The 19,947-nt window shown below is 71.2% G+C and carries 12 protein-coding genes; 7 read left to right on the forward strand and 5 right to left on the reverse strand.

Annotated features, from left to right (window positions below):
• Positions 1 to 22: 22 nt before the first annotated feature.
• Positions 23 to 1,924, reverse strand: a complete 1,902-nt coding sequence (locus BJ998_RS05230; protein WP_184858983.1) for a multicopper oxidase family protein — start codon at positions 1,922 to 1,924, stop codon at positions 23 to 25.
• Positions 1,925 to 2,688: 764 nt separating this feature from the next.
• Between BJ998_RS05230 and BJ998_RS05235 the strand changes: the two genes are divergently transcribed.
• From BJ998_RS05235 to BJ998_RS05260, 6 genes are all read left to right on the forward strand, one after another.
• The gene (locus tag BJ998_RS05235; RefSeq protein ID WP_221337881.1) at positions 2,689 to 4,128 is read left to right on the forward strand and encodes a flavin monoamine oxidase family protein; all 1,440 of its coding nucleotides are present in this window, start codon (positions 2,689 to 2,691) and stop codon (positions 4,126 to 4,128) included.
• The gene (locus BJ998_RS05240; RefSeq protein ID WP_184858985.1) at positions 4,125 to 7,370 is read left to right on the forward strand and encodes a ferritin-like domain-containing protein; all 3,246 of its coding nucleotides are present in this window, start codon (positions 4,125 to 4,127) and stop codon (positions 7,368 to 7,370) included. Before BJ998_RS05235 ends, BJ998_RS05240 begins: the two co-directional genes overlap by 4 nt.
• A gap of 5 nt (positions 7,371 to 7,375) precedes the next feature.
• Positions 7,376 to 8,605, forward strand: a complete 1,230-nt coding sequence (locus tag BJ998_RS05245) for a cytochrome P450 (protein ID WP_184858987.1) — start codon at positions 7,376 to 7,378, stop codon at positions 8,603 to 8,605.
• Entirely contained in the window at positions 8,598 to 9,614 is a 1,017-nt protein-coding gene (locus BJ998_RS05250) for a methyltransferase (RefSeq protein ID WP_221337882.1), read from the forward strand. Before BJ998_RS05245 ends, BJ998_RS05250 begins: the two co-directional genes overlap by 8 nt.
• 64 nt (positions 9,615 to 9,678) lie before the next feature.
• A complete protein-coding gene (locus tag BJ998_RS05255; protein ID WP_184858989.1) occupies positions 9,679 to 11,328 on the forward strand; it encodes an FAD-dependent monooxygenase in 1,650 nt (549 codons plus the stop codon).
• A 451-nt stretch (positions 11,329 to 11,779) separates the two neighbouring features.
• The gene (locus BJ998_RS05260) at positions 11,780 to 12,736 is read left to right on the forward strand and encodes an anti-sigma factor RsbA family regulatory protein (protein WP_184858991.1); all 957 of its coding nucleotides are present in this window, start codon (positions 11,780 to 11,782) and stop codon (positions 12,734 to 12,736) included.
• 125 nt (positions 12,737 to 12,861) lie between these two features.
• Here the strand turns inward: BJ998_RS05260 and BJ998_RS05265 are convergent, their stop codons facing one another.
• Positions 12,862 to 13,389, reverse strand: a complete 528-nt coding sequence (locus tag BJ998_RS05265) for a helix-turn-helix domain-containing protein (protein ID WP_246488524.1) — start codon at positions 13,387 to 13,389, stop codon at positions 12,862 to 12,864.
• A 241-nt stretch (positions 13,390 to 13,630) separates the two neighbouring features.
• On the opposite strand from BJ998_RS05265, the gene BJ998_RS05270 reads away from it, so the two are divergent.
• Positions 13,631 to 14,701, forward strand: coding sequence for an NADH-quinone oxidoreductase subunit B family protein (locus BJ998_RS05270; RefSeq protein ID WP_184858995.1), 1,071 nt, complete (start codon positions 13,631 to 13,633; stop codon positions 14,699 to 14,701).
• A 59-nt stretch (positions 14,702 to 14,760) separates the two neighbouring features.
• Here BJ998_RS05270 and BJ998_RS05275 read toward each other — a convergent pair whose 3' ends face one another.
• From BJ998_RS05275 to BJ998_RS05280, 3 genes are all read right to left on the reverse strand, one after another.
• Complete coding sequence (locus tag BJ998_RS05275; RefSeq protein WP_312889941.1) at positions 14,761 to 15,171, reverse strand: YkvA family protein; 411 nt, start codon at positions 15,169 to 15,171, stop codon at positions 14,761 to 14,763.
• Between the two features lie 153 nt (positions 15,172 to 15,324).
• The gene (locus BJ998_RS48480; RefSeq protein ID WP_281392779.1) at positions 15,325 to 15,450 is read right to left on the reverse strand and encodes a hypothetical protein; all 126 of its coding nucleotides are present in this window, start codon (positions 15,448 to 15,450) and stop codon (positions 15,325 to 15,327) included.
• Positions 15,451 to 15,556: 106 nt separating this feature from the next.
• A complete protein-coding gene (locus tag BJ998_RS05280) occupies positions 15,557 to 19,945 on the reverse strand; it encodes a cation-translocating P-type ATPase (protein ID WP_184858999.1) in 4,389 nt (1,462 codons plus the stop codon).
• Positions 19,946 to 19,947 lie beyond the last annotated feature (2 nt).

The raw sequence follows: 19,947 nt of genomic DNA on the forward strand, positions 1-19,947 counted from the left end.
TCCACCGGCGGCTCCCGCCCGGTCAGCCTCCCGGTTGGATGGGGCGCATCATCTCGTTGTCCTCGTGATCCAGGATGTGGCAGTGCATGACGTAGCGGCCCGGGATGTCGAACCGCGCGTCGACTCTGGTGATCTCGTTCGGGTACACGATCACCGTGTCCTTCTCCCCGGTCTCCCCGCTCTCCGGGCCACGGCCGGGAGCCGCGCCCCCGAGCGGTTGGCGGCCGGTGACGCGGAACTGCACCTGATGCAGGTGGATCGGGTGCGCCTCCCCGGTGAAGTTGGTCAGCTCCCAGGTCTCGGTGGTCCGCAGCGCGGGGCGTTCCGTGACGTCGTCGGCCCAGGTCAGCGGTTTCGGCGTCCCGTCGGCGGCCACGGTGCCGAGCAGGAACGACACCGCGGCCGCCGGCTGCGCGGTGGAACGGCGTTCGGTCAGCGAGATCCGCCACGTGCGCCGGGACGGGCCGAGCGGTGGCAGCCGCGGCAGGGACAGCTGGGCCGGCGGCACGCTGGTGTCCCGTGTGGACTGTTGCGTGACGACGAACTTCATCACCTGCCCGGTCGTCGCCGGATCGGCCGGGGTCAGACCCTTGCCGGGCGAGCCGCCCATGAACATCCCGTCGGGCCCCTCGTTGATGAGGAAGAGTTCGGTTCCGGCCGCCAGGGAGGTGAAGTCGATGATGACGTCGACGCGTTCCGCCGGCGCGCACAGCAGCTGGTCGGTTTCCACCGGACGGGGCAGGAAGCCGCCGTCCGCGCCGATCTGCCAGCACGGCAACGCCGCCGGCACCGGCCGCGGGGCCAGCGGGTTGGCGACGATCTTGAGCAGCAGGGTCCGCGCGTTGCACGCGTTGAGCAGCCGGAACCGGTAGCGCCGCGGTTCGACCGGCAGGACCGGCCAGGTGCGGCCGTTGACGACCATCGTGGTGCCGAAGAAGTCCGGGTTCCAGATCGGCGGGACGTCGCCGGCCGGGACGAACGGGCCGTCCGGCGGCACGTCCCCGGTGAACGCCCGGCTGTCGGGGAAGAAGATCGAGCCGTCACGGTTGAAGGAACGGTCCTGCACCACAAGGGAAAGCTCGTGGTACCGAATTCCGGGACGGTCGTCGACCCCCGGCGCGGGGCCGGGCAGCACGCCCGGCGGCAGGTCGCGCGCGCCGCCCCTGAGCAGGTAGAAGCCCGCCAGGCCGGCGTGGGTGTTCAGCCGCGACAGGCCGAGCGTGTGGTCGTGGAACCACAGGGTCGCGGCGGACTGGTCGTTGGCGTACTGGTACACGGCCGTGCCCGGCGGCCACTCGACGCCGAACCGGTCGGCGGCCATCGCGCGGTAGCGGTCGTGGTAGGACCCCACCCTCGCGTATCCGCCGGGAAGGTCCCAGGCGGGCGGGAGGTACCAGGCCTCGGGATAGCCGTCGCTCTCCTCCGTGACGTGCGCACCGTGCAGGTGGGTCACGATGGGCACCGGCCCGGGGTAGGGGCCCGGGGTCGAGGCGAACGTCGGGTGGGTGTCCCGTCCCCGCAGGCCACCGGGCGGATTCGCCCAGTGCAGAGTCGGGTCGACCGGTAAGAGGTGCGGCAGAAATCGGCCGCTGGCGTCGACGAGCTGGTTCGCCCACGTCACTCGGACGGGACGACCCACCCGTGCCTCGATGGTGAGCGCGGGGCTGTGGAACGTGGCGGGATTCCGCGGCGATCCGTAGCCCCAGACGACGGTTTTGGGCAGGCTGGGCGGCAGAACCTGTTGGGAGAACTGCCGGACACCAATCACGTAGTAGTCGATTCCGCCGTACGACGACCACATCGGCATCGCGGGCAACGCCGGTAGCCGTGTCACGTACTTCGGGATCGTCCGGGGATCCAGGGTGCTGCCGACAACGGCGGTGGAACTGCCGTGAGCGGCGAGAACGCGCGAGGTCAGCGGCATTGACACCGCGGTCCGCAGTAATGAGCGCCGACTTAATCCGTTGGCGACTATTCGATTTTCGGGCATTGGCCTTCCTGGTGCGCACCGTTCGACGATCGAGCCGGGGTGGAGCGAGATCGAGCACAGTGGAACAACGAGCCTTGTGCCGGACTGGAGCAATGATCGACCTCCATGGAGGTTAGCGACACCGCCCGGCGCGCTGAAGGCAATTCACCCTTCCAAGTGACCCGATATTCTCGTTTTTCCTGCTGACGGTTTTGCCGCCGGCACGCCGGCAAGAGCGGGCCCGACCGCACCCGGTCCGCGGCCGCGACGCCGCCGGGGATCGCCCGTCACCCGAACGGCGGGACGGCCCCGACGTGGCCATTGTTGCGGCACGAACGACCGGTCGCCGGCCCCCGGACCCCGAATTCATTCTCACGGCCAATTCGCGACAGTGGCGAATCGTGGCCAAAAACCAACAATTCGTACCCGAAGATTGTGGCGAAGCTGGTGGGGTTTTACACTGAGAGAGTTCAGCGACGTGACGCTTGAACGGGGGTGACCACAGCCACCCGCGCACATGCGCGGCGGCGTTTGCCACGAGCGATGTCAATCGCCGAAGGCTACCAGTCGCAACACTCCCACGGTCGACGCGCCCCCATTTCACGTGCTGGCGGGCGGGTATTCATCTGGTCGATTGTCGGCCTGGTTTCCTCTAGGGGGTCGCGGTGTCCACCATGCAGCACGGCATGACAGGTGTCATCGACGGGACCGCAAAGAGAGTGACCATCATCGGGGCCGGGGTCGCCGGCCTGGTGGCCGCGTACGAGCTGGAGAAACGCGGGCATCTTGTCGAGATCCTGGAGGGAAGCAACCGGATCGGCGGCAGGATCTACACCCACCGGTTTCATTCGGGTCCCGACGCGCCACTCATCGAACTCGGGGCCATGCGCATTCCCGTCAAGCACCGGCGCACCATGCAGTACGTCACCAGGCTCGGCCTGGCCGACAAGGTGCGCACTTTCAGCACACTGTTCTCGGACGCCGATTCCTACTGCGCGACCAGCGCCGGCCACACGCGTGTCCGCGATGCCGCGAAAACACTGATGGCGGACTTCTCCCGAAGCCTGCCCGTGGGGAGGTTCAACGGCGACACCATCCGTTTCGGCGCATGGCTGACGGCGATCGGCGACGCCATCGCCCCGTCCGACTTCCGCGACAGCCTGCGCGGCGACCTCCGGCTCGAACTGCTGGAGCTGATCGACCAGTTCGACCTGAGCCCGTTCCTGCGCGGCGGCGACCAGGTCGACCTGCACGCCTTCTTCGCGGTCCACCCGGAGGTCCGGATGAGCCACAACGGGCGTCTCAACCGGTTCCTGGACGACATCCTCAGCGAGACCGGCCCCGACCTCGTCCGCCTCGCCGGCGGGATGGACCAGCTCGTCCGGCGGCTGGCGGCGCGGATCCGCGGCCCCATCAACCGCGGCCAGGAGGTGGTCGGCATCGACTCGTGCGACGACCACGTCACGGTCGCCGTGCGCGACGGCAACCACATCGTCGGCCGGCGCTGCGACTACGTCCTGTGCACCGTCCCGTTCTCCGTGCTGGCGAGGCTGCGGTTGACCGGGCTGAGCGAGGACAAGACGGCCGTGATCCACGACGCGAAGTACTGGTCGGCCACGAAGATCGCTTTCCACTGCCGGGAGCCGTTCTGGGAGAACGACGGGATCTCCGGCGGCGCGTCGTTCAGCGGCGGCAGCCTCAGACAGACCTACTACTGCCCGGTGGAGGGGGATCCGGCGGGCGGCGCGGCGCTGCTGGCCAGCTACACGATCGGCGCCGACGCCGACGCGCTCGGCCGCCTGCCCGCCGGCGTCCGGCACGCGGTCGTCCTGCAGGAACTGGGCAAGATGCACCCCGAGCTGCTGCGCCCGGGCATGGTTCTGGACGCCGTGAGCCTGGCCTGGGGGCGGTACTGGTGGAGCGAGGGAGCCGCCTGCGTCCGCTGGGGCAAGGACACCCACGCCTGTGAGCGGGAACGGCGGCGGGCCACCCGGCCCGAGCACCGCCTGTTCTTCGCCGGGGAGCACTGCTCGTCGACCACGGCGTGGATCGAGGGGGCGATCGAATCCGCGGTCCGGGCGGTGCACGAGATCCATCTCCACCGGCCCCGAAGCCGCGTGCCCGTCGCCGTTCCGCGTATGGAGGTGATGACCGAATGAGCGTGTTCGACACACCGCGCCTGCACTTCTCGGGCACGGCGACGACGGGGCTGCCCACCGGGATCCGCAACGGCCTGGTCGACCTGGCCACCGACGAGGCGCTCACGGAGCACGGACCGTTTCCCGTGCACCGCCCGGCCCGCGAGTACCACGACTACCTGCACCGCCTCGGACCGCGCTTCGACGCGGCCGGCCACCTCGACGACGACGGCGTGTTCAGCGCGGCGAAGGGGTGGAACTTCGGTGGCAACGGCCATTTCTCGATCGACGCCCGGATCGTCGGCTGCGAGGTCACGCCGGCCGACGTCGATGTGACGGACCCGGTGGTGGGCCGCAGCGTCGACATGTGGGGCCACTACAACCCGTATCTGGCCACCACCGTGAACCGGGCCCGGATCTTCGACGTCGACCCGTCCTCGAACTGGACCACCAGCCTGATGGTCGGCCAGTTCTGCTTCGGCCGCGCGGGGCGCTCCCACGACGTCGGCTACATGCTCACCGGCGAGGTGCGCGGGATCCACCCGCCGCGATGGCACAACTTCGACCACATCCTCGACGTCGGCGACCATTACCTGGCGCCGCAACTGAAACTGTCCACTCTCTACCAGTTCGTGGTCGAGTCCGGCGACGGGCTGAGGTGGCTGGACGAGGCGTCGGTCTCGCCTGCGGTCACCGGATTGCGTGCCACCGTGGCGTCCGGCAAGGCCGACGGCCTGGTGGTGCAGTTCGCGCTCAGCGACATGTCCGCGCCGCAGGCGCCGGACTCGCCCGGCCGCTGGGTGCTGCGCGGAACGATCGCGCCGTGGCGGAAGTCGGAGCCGCGCACGTATCCGGCGGGACGCCTGCTCGTCCCGCGACGGGCGGGACTGGGCAACATGACCGTCGACGTGACGCCGGACCACGTCACGCTGAACATGATCAATGCGGTGCCGGCGACCGGCCGGGCCCACAACGGCGGCCCCGGTCCACTGCTGGATCTGGGCGACTGGGAGTTGCGCACCGTCGACGGCCATCAGCTCGTCGCCCGCGTCCCGGCCGCGGCCTACCTCGCCGGCGACGCGCTCACCAGCGGCGTGTTGACGGTTCCCGCTCAGGAGCTGTCCCGGGCCGACGAGCAGGCGCTGTGCGTGGTGGGCACGGACCCGTCAGGCGCCCGCGCGGTGCTGTTGCTGGAACGGGAAACCAACGTGCAGGCCGACGACGCCGCTCTCATCCTCGACCACCCCGAGAACGGCGGAGACGACATCCAGGTGCCGATCCGGTCGCTCGTCCGCGGCCGCCCGCACGCCGTCGAGGCGATCCACGTGCGGCAGTTCTTCAATCCCCGGGCACTCCCCCGGGATCCCTTCGCCACGTCGCCGGACGCGCTGCCCGGCGACATCGAGATCGTGCGCCTGCGTCCCGGCCGCGCGGACGAGCCGGGAGACTTCGCCGGCAGCTGCGTCGTCAGCACCGACAACGAGGGCCGCGGCTGGCTGACGATCCGAGGTGCTCGGCCCGGGGCGGCCCGGCTGCTGCTCTCGGCCCACGCCGAGGAGTCCCCGTGCGACACGACCCGGCCGGGATCCGCCAACGCCTGCTACGACAACGACGATCTGCTCGGCTACTGGGCCGGTGCGGGGTCGCTGGCCGTTCGGGTGCTTCCCGACGACCGGCGGCTCGACGACATTGCCCAGGAAGACGTGACGTACGACCTGGTGTACCGCGAGGTGCTCGCGTTCTACGAGCTGACGGGTTCCTTCATGAGCAAGGAGGTGTTCAGCCTCGCCGACCGGTTCGCGGTGCGCACGTATGCCGACCTGATCTGGCAGATGTGCGATCCGAGCACCAGGATGAAGACCTACCACATGCCGCCGACACGGGACATGTCCGCGCCCAAGGCGCGGCTGCTGCTGCGATTCCTCCGTGCCTGCCGCGCGGTCGAGAGCGTGCCCACGTTCGTCCCGGCGAGCGGTCCGGCGAGGAAGGCGATCACCACCCGCGGAGAGCTCGTCCACGCCCTGCGGGACGCCGTGACGCTCGAACTCGCCGTGATGGCGCAGTACCTCTACGCGGCGTTCTCGGTGCCGACGCACGCGGCCGGCACGGAACACGTGCGGCAGGGCCGGTGGTCGTCCCGGCAGCTGGCGCTCGCCTGCGGTGACGGCGGTCGGACCCGCGACGGCGGGATGCGGGGCAGCCTGCTCACCGTGGCCCGCGAGGAGATGATCCACTTCCTCGCCCTCAACAACATCCTCACGGCCATCGGCGAACCGTTCCACGTGCCGCTGATCGACTTCGGCGCGATCAACCACCAGCTGCCGATCCCGCTGGACCTGTCGCTGGAGCCGCTGGGCGTCGGCAGCGTCGCGAGGTTCATCGCCATCGAGCAGCCGGCCCGGCTCGTCGAGGAGGTCCGCCGGCCCGGATCCGCGGCGGCGGAGTCCGATGTGGACGAACGCTACGGCTCGGCCAGCGAGCTCTACGCCGACATCCGGGAGGGCCTGCGTCGGGTCCCGGACCTGTTCCTGGCGGGCCCAGGCCGGGGCGGCGGCGAACACCACCTCTTCCTGCGCAGGTCGGTCAACGACGTCCATCCCGACTACCAGCTGGAGGTCGACGACCTCGCCAGCGCCCTGTTCGCGCTCGACGTCGTCACCGAGCAGGGCGAGGGGAACGTGCTCCCCGCGAGCGGTCCCGAGGAGAAGTCGCACTACGACACCTTCCTGCGGATGTACGAGTGCCTCACGGCCGAGCAGCTGGCGGGCCCGCCCGAGCGGTCGGCGCCGTGGACCCCGGCCTACCCCGCACTGCGCAACCCGACACTGCTCGCGGGGGACGCGGCCAGGGAGCTGGTCACCGACCCCGCCGCCGCGGAGGTCATGCGGCTGTTCAACCGGGCCTACTTCATGGCGCTGCAGTTGATGGTCCAGCACTTCGGCGAGTCCCCGGACGCCAGCCTGCGCCGTTCCGCCTTGATGAACCGGGCGATCGACGTGATGACCTGCGTCATGCGGCCGCTGGGCGAACTGCTGACCGCCATGCCGTCCGGGCGCCGGGGACGGACCGCGGGGCCGTCGTTCGAACTGGAGTCCGTGCCCGGGTACGTGTCCCGGCCGGATGTGGCGCGACGCGGCTTCTCGCTGCGCTTCCGCCACCTCGCGGCGCGCGCCCGCACGTGTGCCGCCGTCCCCGTCGACGTGACCGAGGCACTGGACTTCCTGGCCGACTTCTTCGGTCCATACCCCACGAATGACGAGTGAGTGCCATGACACAGCGAGTTCCGCGCCCCTTCGATCCCCTGGACTGGCCGGCCGAGGACATCGCCGACCCGTACCCGATCTACCGCCACTACCGGGAGAACGATCCGGTCCACCGGGGTCGGTCGAGCCTCGACGGGCGGGCGAGGTGGTACGTCTTCCGCTACGACGACGTCACCCGCGTGCTGACGCACCCGCACTACGGGCACCACGCCGTCCCGCTGCTGGCCGGCATCCCGCCGGAGTGCGAAACCCTGTGGCGGCTGGTCGGCAACTGGCTGGTCTTCATGGATCCGCCGCGACACGGCCAACTGCGGTCCCTGCTCGTCGGGAGCTTCTCGACGCGTGTCGTGGCCGGGCTGCGGCCCCGCGTGGCGGAGATCGCGCGCGACCTGATCGCGGACGTCGGCCGCCGGCCCACGCTCGACCTGATCGAGGAGTTCGCCGCCCCGCTCCCGATCCTGGTGATATCGGAACTGCTGGGCGTGCACGAGGGCAGCCGGGAGTGGCTTCGGGAGCGGGCCGTGTCGCTGCAGGAGGCCAGTTCCGGGCGGGCCCGCGACTACGCGCGGGCGGAGGCCGCGGCGACCGAGCTCATCGACTTCTTCCGCTGGGAGGCACGGCGCAGGCGGCACGATCCCGCCGCCGACCTGATCACCGCGCTGGTCAAGGCCGGCGAGTGCGGGTCGGTGACGGAGGACGAGGTCACCGCGACGTGCGTGCACCTGCTCACCGCCGGACACGAGACGACGACGAACCTCATTGGCAAGGCAGTGCTGGCATTGCTCAGAAACCCCGCTGTGCTCGCGGAGTTGCGTGCCGACCCGGAACTCCTGCCGTCCACTGTGGACGAACTCGTCCGCTACGACTGCCCGGTGCAGATGGTGACGCGCTGGGCGTACCGGGACGACGTGCTGGGCGGGCAGGACATCCGGGAGGGCGACAGCGTCGTGCTGGTGCTGGGCTCGGCCAACCGTGATCCGCTGGTCTTCCCCGAGCCCGACGAGCTGCGGCCGCGCGGGCGGTCGAGTCGCCACTGCGGATTCGGCGGCGGTGTGCACCGCTGCCTGGGGTCGGCGCTGGCGCGGGCGGAGGCCGAGATCGCGATCGCCGTGCTCTTCGAGTGCCTGCCCGGGCTTCACCTGACCGACAAACCGGTTCACTTCGCCGAGGACATGGTCTTCCACGGCCCACGGCACCTCGTCCTCGGCACCTCTGGAGGGAGTACCGATGCATGACACCGACCAGCGCGAGGACCACGCCTACCGACTCATCCAGCTGGCCGAGGGGTTCGGTGCGGCTCGGGCCGTGCAGCTCGCGGCCGAGCTCGGGGTGGCGGACCTGCTCGCCGGCGAGCCCCGGGGGGCGGCGGATCTCGCCGCCGCGGTCCCGGCCCATCCCGACGCCCTGTACCGGCTGCTGCGCGCGCTCGCCAGCATCGGAGTGTTCGTCGAGGTCGAGCCGGGCTGGTTCGGGCTGACCCCGGTGGGTGAGCGGCTGCGCACCGACCATCCGCAGTCGCTGCGTTCCTGGGTGATCTTCCAGGGGTTGCTCAACACCGTCTACGCGAACGCCGCGGACAGCATCCGGACGGGCGAGGCCACCACCGCGCACGTCTTCGGCGAGCCGCTGTTCGAGCACCTGCGCAACCATCCCGAGCACCGCGCGCTGTTCAACGCCGCGATGGCCGAGCAGAGCCGCGTGACGGGTGAGGCGCTCGCCCACTACTACGACTTCTCCCGGGCGCGCCAGATCGTCGACGTCGGTGGTGGGAACGGCGCCTTCCTCACCGCGGTCCTGCGCGCCAATCCCGAGCTGACCGGCGTGGTCTACGACCAGCCGTACCTGGCCGACGACGTCGAGCGGCAGCTGGCCGCAGCCGGGCTCGCCGACCGCTGCGGCTTCCTGCCCGGCGACTTCCTCGAGTCGGTCCCGGCCGGCGCGGATCTGTACCTGATGAAGGGAATCCTGCACAACTGGTCCGACGACGACGCCCGCGCCATCCTCGCCAACTGCCGCCGGGCGATGGACGCGCACAGCCGGCTGCTGCTCGCCGACTGGGTGGTGCCGACCGGAAACGGGCCGCATCCCAGCAAGTTCCTCGACCTGACGATGCTGTTCGTCTACGGCGGGCGTGAACGCACCGAGGCCGAACACGCCTGGCTGCTGGCCGAGGCCGGCCTGCGGCTGGCCCGTGTCGTCGGCCCGCCCTCGATGTTGAACGTCCTCGAAGTCGTGCCGGCCTGACGGAGGCGATCGCGTGCCAGCACCCCGTTCTGCCCCCAACCCTGGAGAGCGCGGGGCGCCGCCGTTGCCTGGAGCGGTTGCCGAAGGCACCGGTTCAGAGGGGCCGAGCCGCGCCGCCGAAGACACCGACGTGCTGGTGATCGGCGCGGGACCGGTGGGCCTGACCCTGGCGACGGCCCTGCGCCGCCAGCTGCTGCGCGTGCGGGTCGTGGACCGGGCGACCGGCCCCAATCGCGAGGCGCGGGCCGACGTGATCTTCCCCCGGGCCGGTGAGGCGCTCGGCGCCCTCGGCGTGGGCGAGACGATCCGGCGACACGCCTACGAGATGCGGAGCCTGAACTTCTACGGCGACGGGCGACATCTGGGCTGCTTCACGGCCGGGCGGTTCGACTCGGACTACCCGTACGCGATGACGATCGAGCAGCACGACATCGAGCTGCTGCTGGCCGAGGAGTTGAGCGGGCTCGGCGTCGACGTCGAATGGCGGACCGAGGCGACCGATGTGCGCCAACGGGACGACCACGCCCTGACGACGCTGCGGCTGCCCACCGGCGTCACCGAGATGGCACGGGCGTCGTGGGTGGTCGCCTGCGACGGCCGCCGCAGCACCGTCCGAACCCGGCTGGGCATCCCCTTCGACGGGAAGCGCCGGGTGAACATGCAGGTGGTCCAGGGCAACGTGGTGCCGGCCTGGCCGCTGCGCGACCGACCGGGCCAGGGCTACATCTTCCTCGGCCCCCGGTGCACGGTCCTCGCGTTTCCCACCCCCGGCCAGGGATATCGGGTGTTCTGCATCCGGGACGATCCCGAGCCGGACCGCACGGAACCGCCGACGCTGGGTGAATTGCGCGACCTGGTCGCCGACACCGCCGGCATCCCGCTGCTGCGACTCGGGCCGACGGAGTCCGGCTGGCTGAGCCGGGCGCGTTTCTCCGACCGCATCGCCGCCGAGTTCCGACGCGGCCGTGTGCTGCTCGCCGGCGACGCGGCGCACGCGTGGGCGCCGGTCGGCGGGCACGGGATGAACATCGGCATGCTCGGCGCGCACAATCTGGCCTGGAAACTCGCCGCCGTGCACCACCGGCAGGCGGGCGACGCCCTGCTCGACTCCTACGACATCGAGCAGCGAGCCCTCGCCCGTGCGGTGATCCGTGACATGAGGTTCAACATCACGGAGATCCTGCTGCCGGAGCCCCTGCACCGGGTGCGAACCGCCGTCCTGCGCGCCGCCCTGCCGTGGTCCGGTTTCCAGCGGCGGGTGGAGTGGCTGATGAGCGACTTCGGCCGGAACCATCGGGACAGCCCGCTGTCGCGACAGGAAGTCCGGCGCATCGGGCGCCAGTGCCGTGCGGGCGATCGAATCCCCGATGTCTACGTCACGCGCGAGGCCGGTGCCGAGCCCGTACGGCTGCATCGGCTGCTCGGCTACGACCGCTGGACGTTGCTGCTGGCGGTGGCCCGGGCGGAGCCGGCCGTCGTCCGGCGGCTCGAGCGCGTGTGCGCCGACTACCTCGCGGCGATCGACATCGTGCCGATCGCCGCCGTGGACCGGTCTTCCGCCCGCCAACTGGCCGGCGTCCACCACGTCACGCTCGTCCGACCGGACGGGTACGTCGGACTGGTCGCGCCGCTGGACGACGTCGACGCGCTGCGCGACTACCTGGCCGCGTTCCTCGTACCGCGCGATCCCGGACCGGATCACGCCGCCCGGTGACATCGTCGTGCCGGCACGGGAGGCGACCCGCTGGTCGCCGCTGTGGCTCTCCTCGGCGCCGTGCGGCGCGGAGGAGGGAAGGAAGCCGGGGCGTGTTCCGTGGATCACCGCCATCATCCCCGGGACACGCCCCGGCGCGGCGCCGGCCGCCGAGGCGGACACATCCGTCCCGGCGCGTCGGGCCACCGGACAGTGCTGTCCGACCGGCCGGGACCAACCCGAGCGATCCTCGGGCACAACCGTGTCCATCCGCGTCGAACCACAACCTCCAGTGCCAAAACGGTGTCTTTGTCCAACTCCCGCAACGGATCCGACGTAGGAGTACGATCTCGTCGGAGTGGTTCCGCGTCATCGTCGCCGGAGGTAGTCTCCCGTCCCATCGCGAATCCGCATGACGAACCGCATCCGACACCGGCTCGACGTGGGCGCCGTGCGGCGCATGGGAGGTGTGATGAAGTCAGGCTTTCTGCACCAGGGCTGCATCTACGGCAGCGATGCGGAATTGCTGTCGATGGCGGTCCCGTTCGTGCGGGACGGCCTGCACCGGGGCGAACCGGTGCTGGTCACGACGACTTCGGCGAACCTGGACCTGTTACAGGACGCGCTGGGCACGCAGGCGAGCGAGGTCGACTACGCCGAGTCCGCGTACTTCGGCCGCCGGCCGCCCCAGCGGGCCACCGCGTTCCAGCGCTACTGGACGCGCCACCGGCCGACCTCGCCGAGCGGCGCCGTGCGCATTCTCGCCGAGCCGGTCTGGGTCGGCCGGTCCCGGCGCGAGGTGGCCGCGTGGAAGCGCATGGAGGCGGGCCTGAACGTGGTGCTCGCCGACACCGCGATCCGGATGATCTGTCCGTACGACACCAGGATCGTCGATGCCGCGATCATCGAGGACGCCCGCCGCACCCATCCCGAGTGCGTCGCCGGGAGCCGGGTCGAGCCCTGCGCGCAGTTCGTCGCGCCCGAGGAGTTCGCGCGGCTGCAGGCGCCGCCGCCGAGGCGCCCGTGCGACGACGTCGCCCGGTTCGACGGCGACCTCGCCGCGGCGCGCCGGCACGTGCTCGGCGAGGCCGCGCGGCTGCTGCCGTCGGAGGACAGCGTGGCGATGTTCTCCATCGCGGTCGGTGAGGCGATGGCGTACCTGCGCCGGCGGAACATCGAGCGGGTGACGGCGTGGGTGCGGCTGGCGGCCGGCCGGGTGGTGTGCACGGTGCACAGCGCACAGCCGCTCGGCGACCTCCACCCGTTCGTCGGCTTCCGCACGCCGGCGCTGTGCGAGCAGACCGGCGACGGTCTGTGGCTGACCAACCAGATCTGCGAGTGGCTCGACATCAGCTCCGACGACTCCGGGTGCACCATCGAGCTGGCCGTGCCGGGCCCGCACGCCGAGGAGGAGCACCACGTCGGCTGACGGCGGCCGAACTCGTCACCCGACATTTCATTGATCACTTTTTCTCCGTGTTGACCCGAATGCGCCGGGACCATTCGATGACAATGACGCACAATGGACACGGACGGACGCGGGACCGACATCGTTCAGCTGAACGGAACCTCACCGAACCGCTCCTGAATACGGCGCAGCTCACGCAGCCGAGGCTCGGTTTCTCCACCGATCCAGCGACTCACCGTCTTCACCGAAACGTCCAACTGGCTCGCGGCGACATCCCGGGAAATCCCCTCCCTGCGCAGCGCGTCGGCCAGCCAGGCGCCGAAATCGGCGGCGGTGTGCGCCCGCGGTCGCAGCGTCACGAGCTGTTCGATGACGGGCTCGCACATACTGCCGGGGACCACGTCGCACACGTCGATCTCGATGTGGCTGGGGTAGGTCCGGCAGCAGACCTGGACCGCGCCGGTCGTGCCGGCCGCCGTGAGCAGGGCCTGGAACACCGTCTTGGCCACCGTGCTGCTGTCGGCCTCGGCCAGCGCCGCGCCCGCGAGACACCGACGGAGAAAGTCCCGGACCTCCGGGACGGAGGAGGGCCGCGCGTGGAAGACCTTCGTGGTCACCTCCACCGGGAGCAGCGAGATCGACTCTTCGGGGGACTGACCCGTCGGATCACTCAATCGGACCACCTTCCCATGGCCTTGCGTCATTTCTGTCCCGTCGACCGTCACCATTGGCGGATCTATTGGACAGTACCGTCCACCCGTCACGATTCTGGCACGCACTTGCAGAGGCTGCCGGCCGGGACTAACGTGACCTCGGTCCGCGATCGACGGAGATGATTTTCGGTCGAGCTGCCTCCTGCCAAGGGCATCGGGTTGTCAATAGCGGCCGGCGTCGGCCGCGAGGAGGTGCGTATTGATGATCACGGCCGGGCGAACCGGCAACGGCTCAGCCGAATCTGGTGCCACGATACACATCCTATGGATGAATGGTGGTCTGAGCTGTGACGGCGACTCGGTCGCGCTGACCGCGGCGACCCAGCCCAGCATCGAGGAGATCCTCCTCGGCGGTCTTCCCGGGCTGCCGGAGGTCGCCATGCACTGGCCGCTGCTCGACTTCCAGTCCGGCCCCGAGCGGGGGCCGGACGACTTCGTCGAGTGGTGGCGCCGGGCCGACCGCGGCGAGCTGGATCCCTTCATCCTCGTGGTCGAGGGTTCCGTGCCGGACGAGTCGACCAAGTCCGAGGGCTACTGGACCGGGTTCGGCACCGACCCCGACACCGGCCAGCCGGTGACCGCCAACGAGTGGCTGGACCGGTTGGCCCCCAAGGCAATGGCGGTGCTGGCCGTCGGGACGTGCGCCGCCTACGGCGGGATCCACGCCATGGCCGGCAACCCGACCGGCGCCATGGGCGTGCCCGACTATCTCGGCTGGGACTGGAAGTCCAAGGCCGGCATCCCGATCGTGTGTGTGCCCGGCTGCCCCGTTCAGCCCGACAACCTCTCCGAGACCATCCTGTACCTGCTCTACCACGCCGCCGGCACCGCGCCCGCGATCGCGCTCGACGAGTCCCTCCGCCCCAGGTGGCTGTTCTCGGCGACCGTGCACGAGGGCTGTGACCGCGCCGGCTACTACGAGCAGGACGACTACGCCCGCGAGCACGGATCGGCCAAGTGCCTGGTGAAACTGGGCTGCTGGGGCCAGGTGGTCAGGTGCAACGTGGCCAAGCGCGGCTGGATCAACGGCGTCGGCGGCTGCCCGAACGTCGGCGGCATCTGCATCGGCTGCACCATGCCGGGCTTCCCCGACCAGTTCATGCCGTTCATGGACGACGCCGCCGCCGGCGACGTGCCGTCCGCGACGACAACCGTGCGCGGCACCACGATCCGCATTCTGCGGGAGATCGCGGCGAAGCCCCCGGACGAGAAGCACCCGGGGCGCCGCCGGGGCGCGCCGCCCGACACCGTCCCCCCGACCGAGCAGCCATGACCCGCCGCGGCGGCCACCGAGTTCCGGCGTGAACGGAGGATGACCATTGCCGATTCCGCTCAGCGGCCACGAATGCGACGCCGCCGGCGGGAATCGTCCGGATCGCGCTGCACGCGAAGGCGGCCGATGAGCCGGTCGAGCACCGCCGGGTTGCCCGACCAGGCCGCGAAGAGAACGTCGCGCGTGACCCGGCGGCTGGCATAGCGCAGTGCGACGACAAGCACGATGACATTGTCCAGCAACCCGATCACCGGGATGAAGTCCGGGATCACGTTGATCCCCGAGAGCGTGTACAGGCCGGCGAACGCCAGCACGTATTTGGCCCGGCGGGGTACCCGCGGATCCCGCCGCAGTACGAACGCGGCCCGCACGCAACACGGCACGAAACGCGCGATCTCCTTGGCCAGCCCCGGTGGCAGCAACCACGCCACCAGGGCCAGCACCAGGCACGACGCGCCGAGCACGACCACGGTGACACCTATCCCGAGAACCCATCCCACCATGGCGCAATGTCACCGAGCTTCCACTTTCCACGGGATCTTCCACCGTAGCCAACGAAATGCTCGGCACGAGCGGTCGGGCACATTGTGGCCATTGGCGTGTAATGGCCGGCCGGCACGGAGCTAGCCGGCCGTCGCGACCTTCGACGAGAAAGCCCTCGCGAAGATCACCTGCGCCACGCGGACGGCGATGATCTCAAGGAGAATCATCGCCGCCTTCGCGACGACGACAGCAAGGAAGTCAGCCATCGGATTTTCCTCTCCCGCACCCGATTCGTCGGATCGAACGGCCGAAGAATAGGGTGCCCCGCTGTACCGGCGTGGAGGCGCGGCTTGCCAGCAGGTTAAGAGACGGTTATCCGGCGGCCTCGATCGCTCGTCTGCCCGCGGTGCGCGGCGACCGCAGCGCCAGGCTGACCAGAGCGGCCGCCACCGACGTCCCGACGGCGATGGCCCAGCCGTGCGGCCACAGGGGACGCGAGCCGAAGAAGTGGCTGACCCCCGGCGTCTGCACGATCGCCGCCAGCGTGGCGAACGACAGGACGGTGGCCGCCAGCACCAGCCGGTCCCGGCGGCCGGCCGCGAGCGTCTGGCCGAGCTGCGCCCCCACCAGCGCGACCAACGCCGCCGTGTTGGCCTGGTGGCGGGTGCCGGTGAACCGCCCCAGCAGCCACGCGGCACTGGTGGCCGCCGTGGTGATGGTGGCGCGGCGGTAGATGTCGCGGGTGAGCGACGGTCCCAGCGAGGCGTCCGGTCCCTCCGCGAGCAGCACCTCGGCGGTGGCGCCGGGCGGCGGCCGGACGGCGATCGCCATGGCGGGCAACACGTCGGTCAGCACGTTGATCAACAGCAGTTGGCGCGCGTTGAGCGTCTCCGCCGCGCTGATCAGGCCGGTGCCCACGGTGAAGGCGATCTCGCTGAGGTTGCCCCCGAGCGGGATGGCCACCGCGTCGCGGACCGACGCCCACATGGCGCGGCCCTCGACGATGGCCGCCGTGATCGTCTCGATCCGGTCGTCGGTGATCACGACGTCCGCGGCGTGCCGCGCCGCCGGCGTGGCGTGCCGGCCCAGGGCCATGCCGACGTCGGCCAGCCGGATGGCCGGCGCGTCGTTCGCCCCGTCACCGGTGACGGCGACGACCCGGCCCGCGGTGCGCAGCACCCGGACGATGCGGGCCTTCTGCGCCGGGCTCACCCGGGCGAACACGGCGATGTCCGGCAGCTGGCGGGCGAGTTCGGCGTCGTCGACGGCGTCCAGCTCCGAGCCGGTCATGATCCGATCGCCGTTGACCACGTCGAGTTCCGCCCCGATGGCCGCCGCGGTGTCGGGGTGGTCGCCGGTGATCATGACCACCCGCACGCCGGCCTGGCGCAGCTGCCCGACCGCGTGCAGGGCGGTCGGCCGGACCGGATCGGCCAGGGCGAGCAGACCGGTCAGGCACAGGCCGCGCACCCGGTCGTCGTCGAGACCGTCGCCGCCCGAGGGGGTGTGTTCGGCGACGGCGAGCACCCGGTATCCGCGGCTGGCCAGCCGCGTCACCTCCTGGCTGAACCGCCGATGGGCCTCGTCGTCGAACGGCCGCATCCCGTCGCCGTCCTCGGGATGGCGCCAGTGGCCGCAGCGGGCGAACACGATCTCCGGCGCGCCCTTGACGCTGACCAGCAGTCCCTGCTCGCCGCGCCCCAGCACGGCGTGGAATCCCCGCGCCGGCTCGAACGGCATCGAGTCGACCAGTTCCCAGCCGGCGGCTCCTTCGGCCGTGCTCACCCCGACGCCGAGCGCGCCGTCGACGACCGCGCGATCGGTGGGGTGCGCGAGCGGCCGGTTCTCGTCGGGCGCCGGACTGGCACGCAGCGCGGCGCCGACCACCCGGCGCAGCGCCGGCGTGAGGTCGTCCGCCGGACGGTCGGCGAACCCGTCGCTGACGCGGTGCAGTCGGATCCGTCCCTCGGTGAGCGTCCCGGTCTTGTCGAAGCACAACACGTCGACCCGGCCGAGAGCCTCCATTGTGGACGGATTGCGGACGAGCGCGCCGTGCCGCGAGAGCCGACGGGCGGCGGCGAGCTGCGCGACGGTGGCCACGAAGGGAAGTCCCTCCGGCACCGCCGCCACCGCCAGGCTCACCGCCCGTCCCAGCGCCTGGGCGACGGGACGGCCCCGCAGCACGTCGATGCCCAGCAGCGTCACGCCGGCGCCGATGGAGATCGGCAATGCCAGTCGCACCAACGAGTTCAGCCTGGTGTGCACGCCGCCGGACCGTGGCCCGCCGCCCATCAGGGTGGTGCGGCCGATCTCGGTGTCCGTGCCGACGGCGGTGACGACCGCGACCGCCGAGCCGGCCGCCACAACCGTTCCCTGGTACAGCATGCAGTGCCGGTCCGCGATCACCCGGGCCGGTGCGACGTCGGCGGTCTTGCCGACCACCTGGGACTCGCCGGTCAGGCTCGACTCGTCGACCTCCAGGTCCCGCGCGACCAGCAGCCGGCAGTCTGCGGGCACGGCGTCGCCCGCGTCGAGCTCGACCACGTCGCCCACCACGAGCTCCTCCGCCGACTGCTCCACCCGCTGCTCGCCCCGCCGCAGCCGGGTCCGCATCGCCACGGCCTCGGTGAGCCGGTTCAGCGCGCGGTCGGCGCCCAGTCGCTGCGTGCCGCCCACCAATGCGTTCAGCCCCAGCACTCCCACGATCAGGACCGTGTCGATCACCGACCCGACGGTCCAGGACAACCCCGCGCTGCCGGCGAGCACCGGCGTCACCGGGTTGTCCAGCTCCTCCAGGAAGGTCTCGGCGACACTTCCGGGCCGCTGCACCGCCTCCTGGTCCGGCCGGCCCTGTCGACGCCGCGCCGCCTCGTCGGCGTCGAGCCCGTCGGGCGACGTCCCGAGCCGGTCGAGCACGATGTGCGGCGGCATGGCGTGCCACGGGGTGTGGGTGACCGGCACGGGTGCGGGCATGCGCATCGGCCGGGTGCCCCACCATGTGCCGGCGGCCAGCGCCAACAGCGCGGCGACCTGGACCGGAACCTGGGCCCGGACGGCGGCGCTTCGCGGCGGCCCCAGCATCGACAGCAGGCTGCCGGCAGTCGCGCCCGCGATGGCCATCTGGGCACTGCGCCGGCTGGCCTTCCGCGCGAACGGCACGGACTGCAGCAGCAGGCACGCCTCGCCGAGACCGGACCCGCAGAGCAGCGACGATCCCCAGGGCGGCGGCGAGTCCGCCCGGGTGATCCCGATGCCGACGTCGGCGGCGGCCAGACCGTCCGGACAGTGGGCCGAGACGACCGCCACGACGTGGCCGTCGGTCTGCAGGGCCCGCACGGAGGACGCCACCTCCACGTCACCGGGCAGCCACTCGTCGGCATCGATCCGCTTCTCCAGCACGCCGTCGGCCCCGGCGATGACGACGGCGCCGGCCCCCTGCGCCGCCGACACCAGCGCCTCGGCCAACGGGTCGAGCTCGGTGACCACGCTGATCAACCCGACGACCTCGCCACCGCGCAGGAGCGCCAGCGCGAGAGCGCCCCGGTCCGTCCATTCGCGCACCTGGGCGTCCGCACCGAGCGGACCGTCGGCCGCGGGCACGACCGACCATCCGTCACGTTCCCGGCGGGCCTCCGGGGCCGTCGGGTCGACCAGTTCGTGCGCACGCGCGTGCAACTCGTCCAGTGCGATGCTCGTGTCGACCGGCACGACCTCGTCGATGATCTGCTCGCCGGTCCGCAGGATCGCCGCGTCGAGCACCACCGTGTCGACACGGTCCAGCCGTCGCAGCGCATCCGGGTCGACGGCGAGGACACGACGCCGGGCGATGCCGCGACCGAGCTGACCGGCGAACGCCTCCCGGCCCATCCGCGCCGCACGCGGTGCGCTGGCAACCAGCACACCCAGTGCGCGCTGCCGGTTGCCGACGAGCGTCACACCCGCACCGGCCGTGCCGAGCGACGTCACGACGTCGGCGACCCGGTCGGTCGCGCCGGCCGGCAGCGGGACCGGACGTGGTGCGCGGTCGATCGGCGGGGCGTCGTATGCGCCCTCACGGTCGGCCAGCGTTCGGTGCCACTGGTCCCAACTGCGTTGCCGGGCCAGCCCTTCCATGAGCAGGGAGCCCCGATGACAGGCGTCGTTGATCAGTTGCAGGGGGACCTGGGCCATGGCGTTGGCCACCGCCCCGGTGAGCGCGAACACGGCGTCGGCCGCCGGACGGCCCACCGCGCCTTCCACGTAGCCGTGGACACGGGGCGAGTAGTCGGCGACGGCGACGAGCGCGGACAAGGTCGTGGGCGCCTTGGGGAGCGGAAGCAGCCGGCCCGCGAGCGCGTAGGGCAGGCCGACGAGATCGACGCCGAGCGCGATCGCCTCCGTCACCATCCGCCCGCCGGCGCCGGGAAACTGCCCGCGATCCGCCCGCGGGACGGCACGCAGCGCGTGGGTCTCCTCGACCTCGCGGATCGTCCGCACGAGGTCGTCCACCCTGGTCTTGTCGTGGTCGAACGCGATCATCGCCCACCCCAGCGCGGCGTTGACCTCGACGGCGCGCACACCGTACGACTCGGTCAGGCGCTTCACCAGTTCGCGGGCCGCGTCTTCCGTGCCGGCTCGGTGAATGCCGTGGACCTCGACATAGGCGCGGTCGCGGACGACACGCACCCGGCGGTCGACACCGGTCGGCAGGAATGCCCGAGCGGTGGTGACCGCGCCGCCGGCAACCTTCGACGCCAACCGGAACAGCTGATTCAATGGCATGG

The sequence above is a fragment of the Kutzneria kofuensis genome, assembly GCF_014203355.1.
Classification (GTDB): Bacteria; Actinomycetota; Actinomycetes; order Mycobacteriales; family Pseudonocardiaceae; genus Kutzneria; species Kutzneria kofuensis.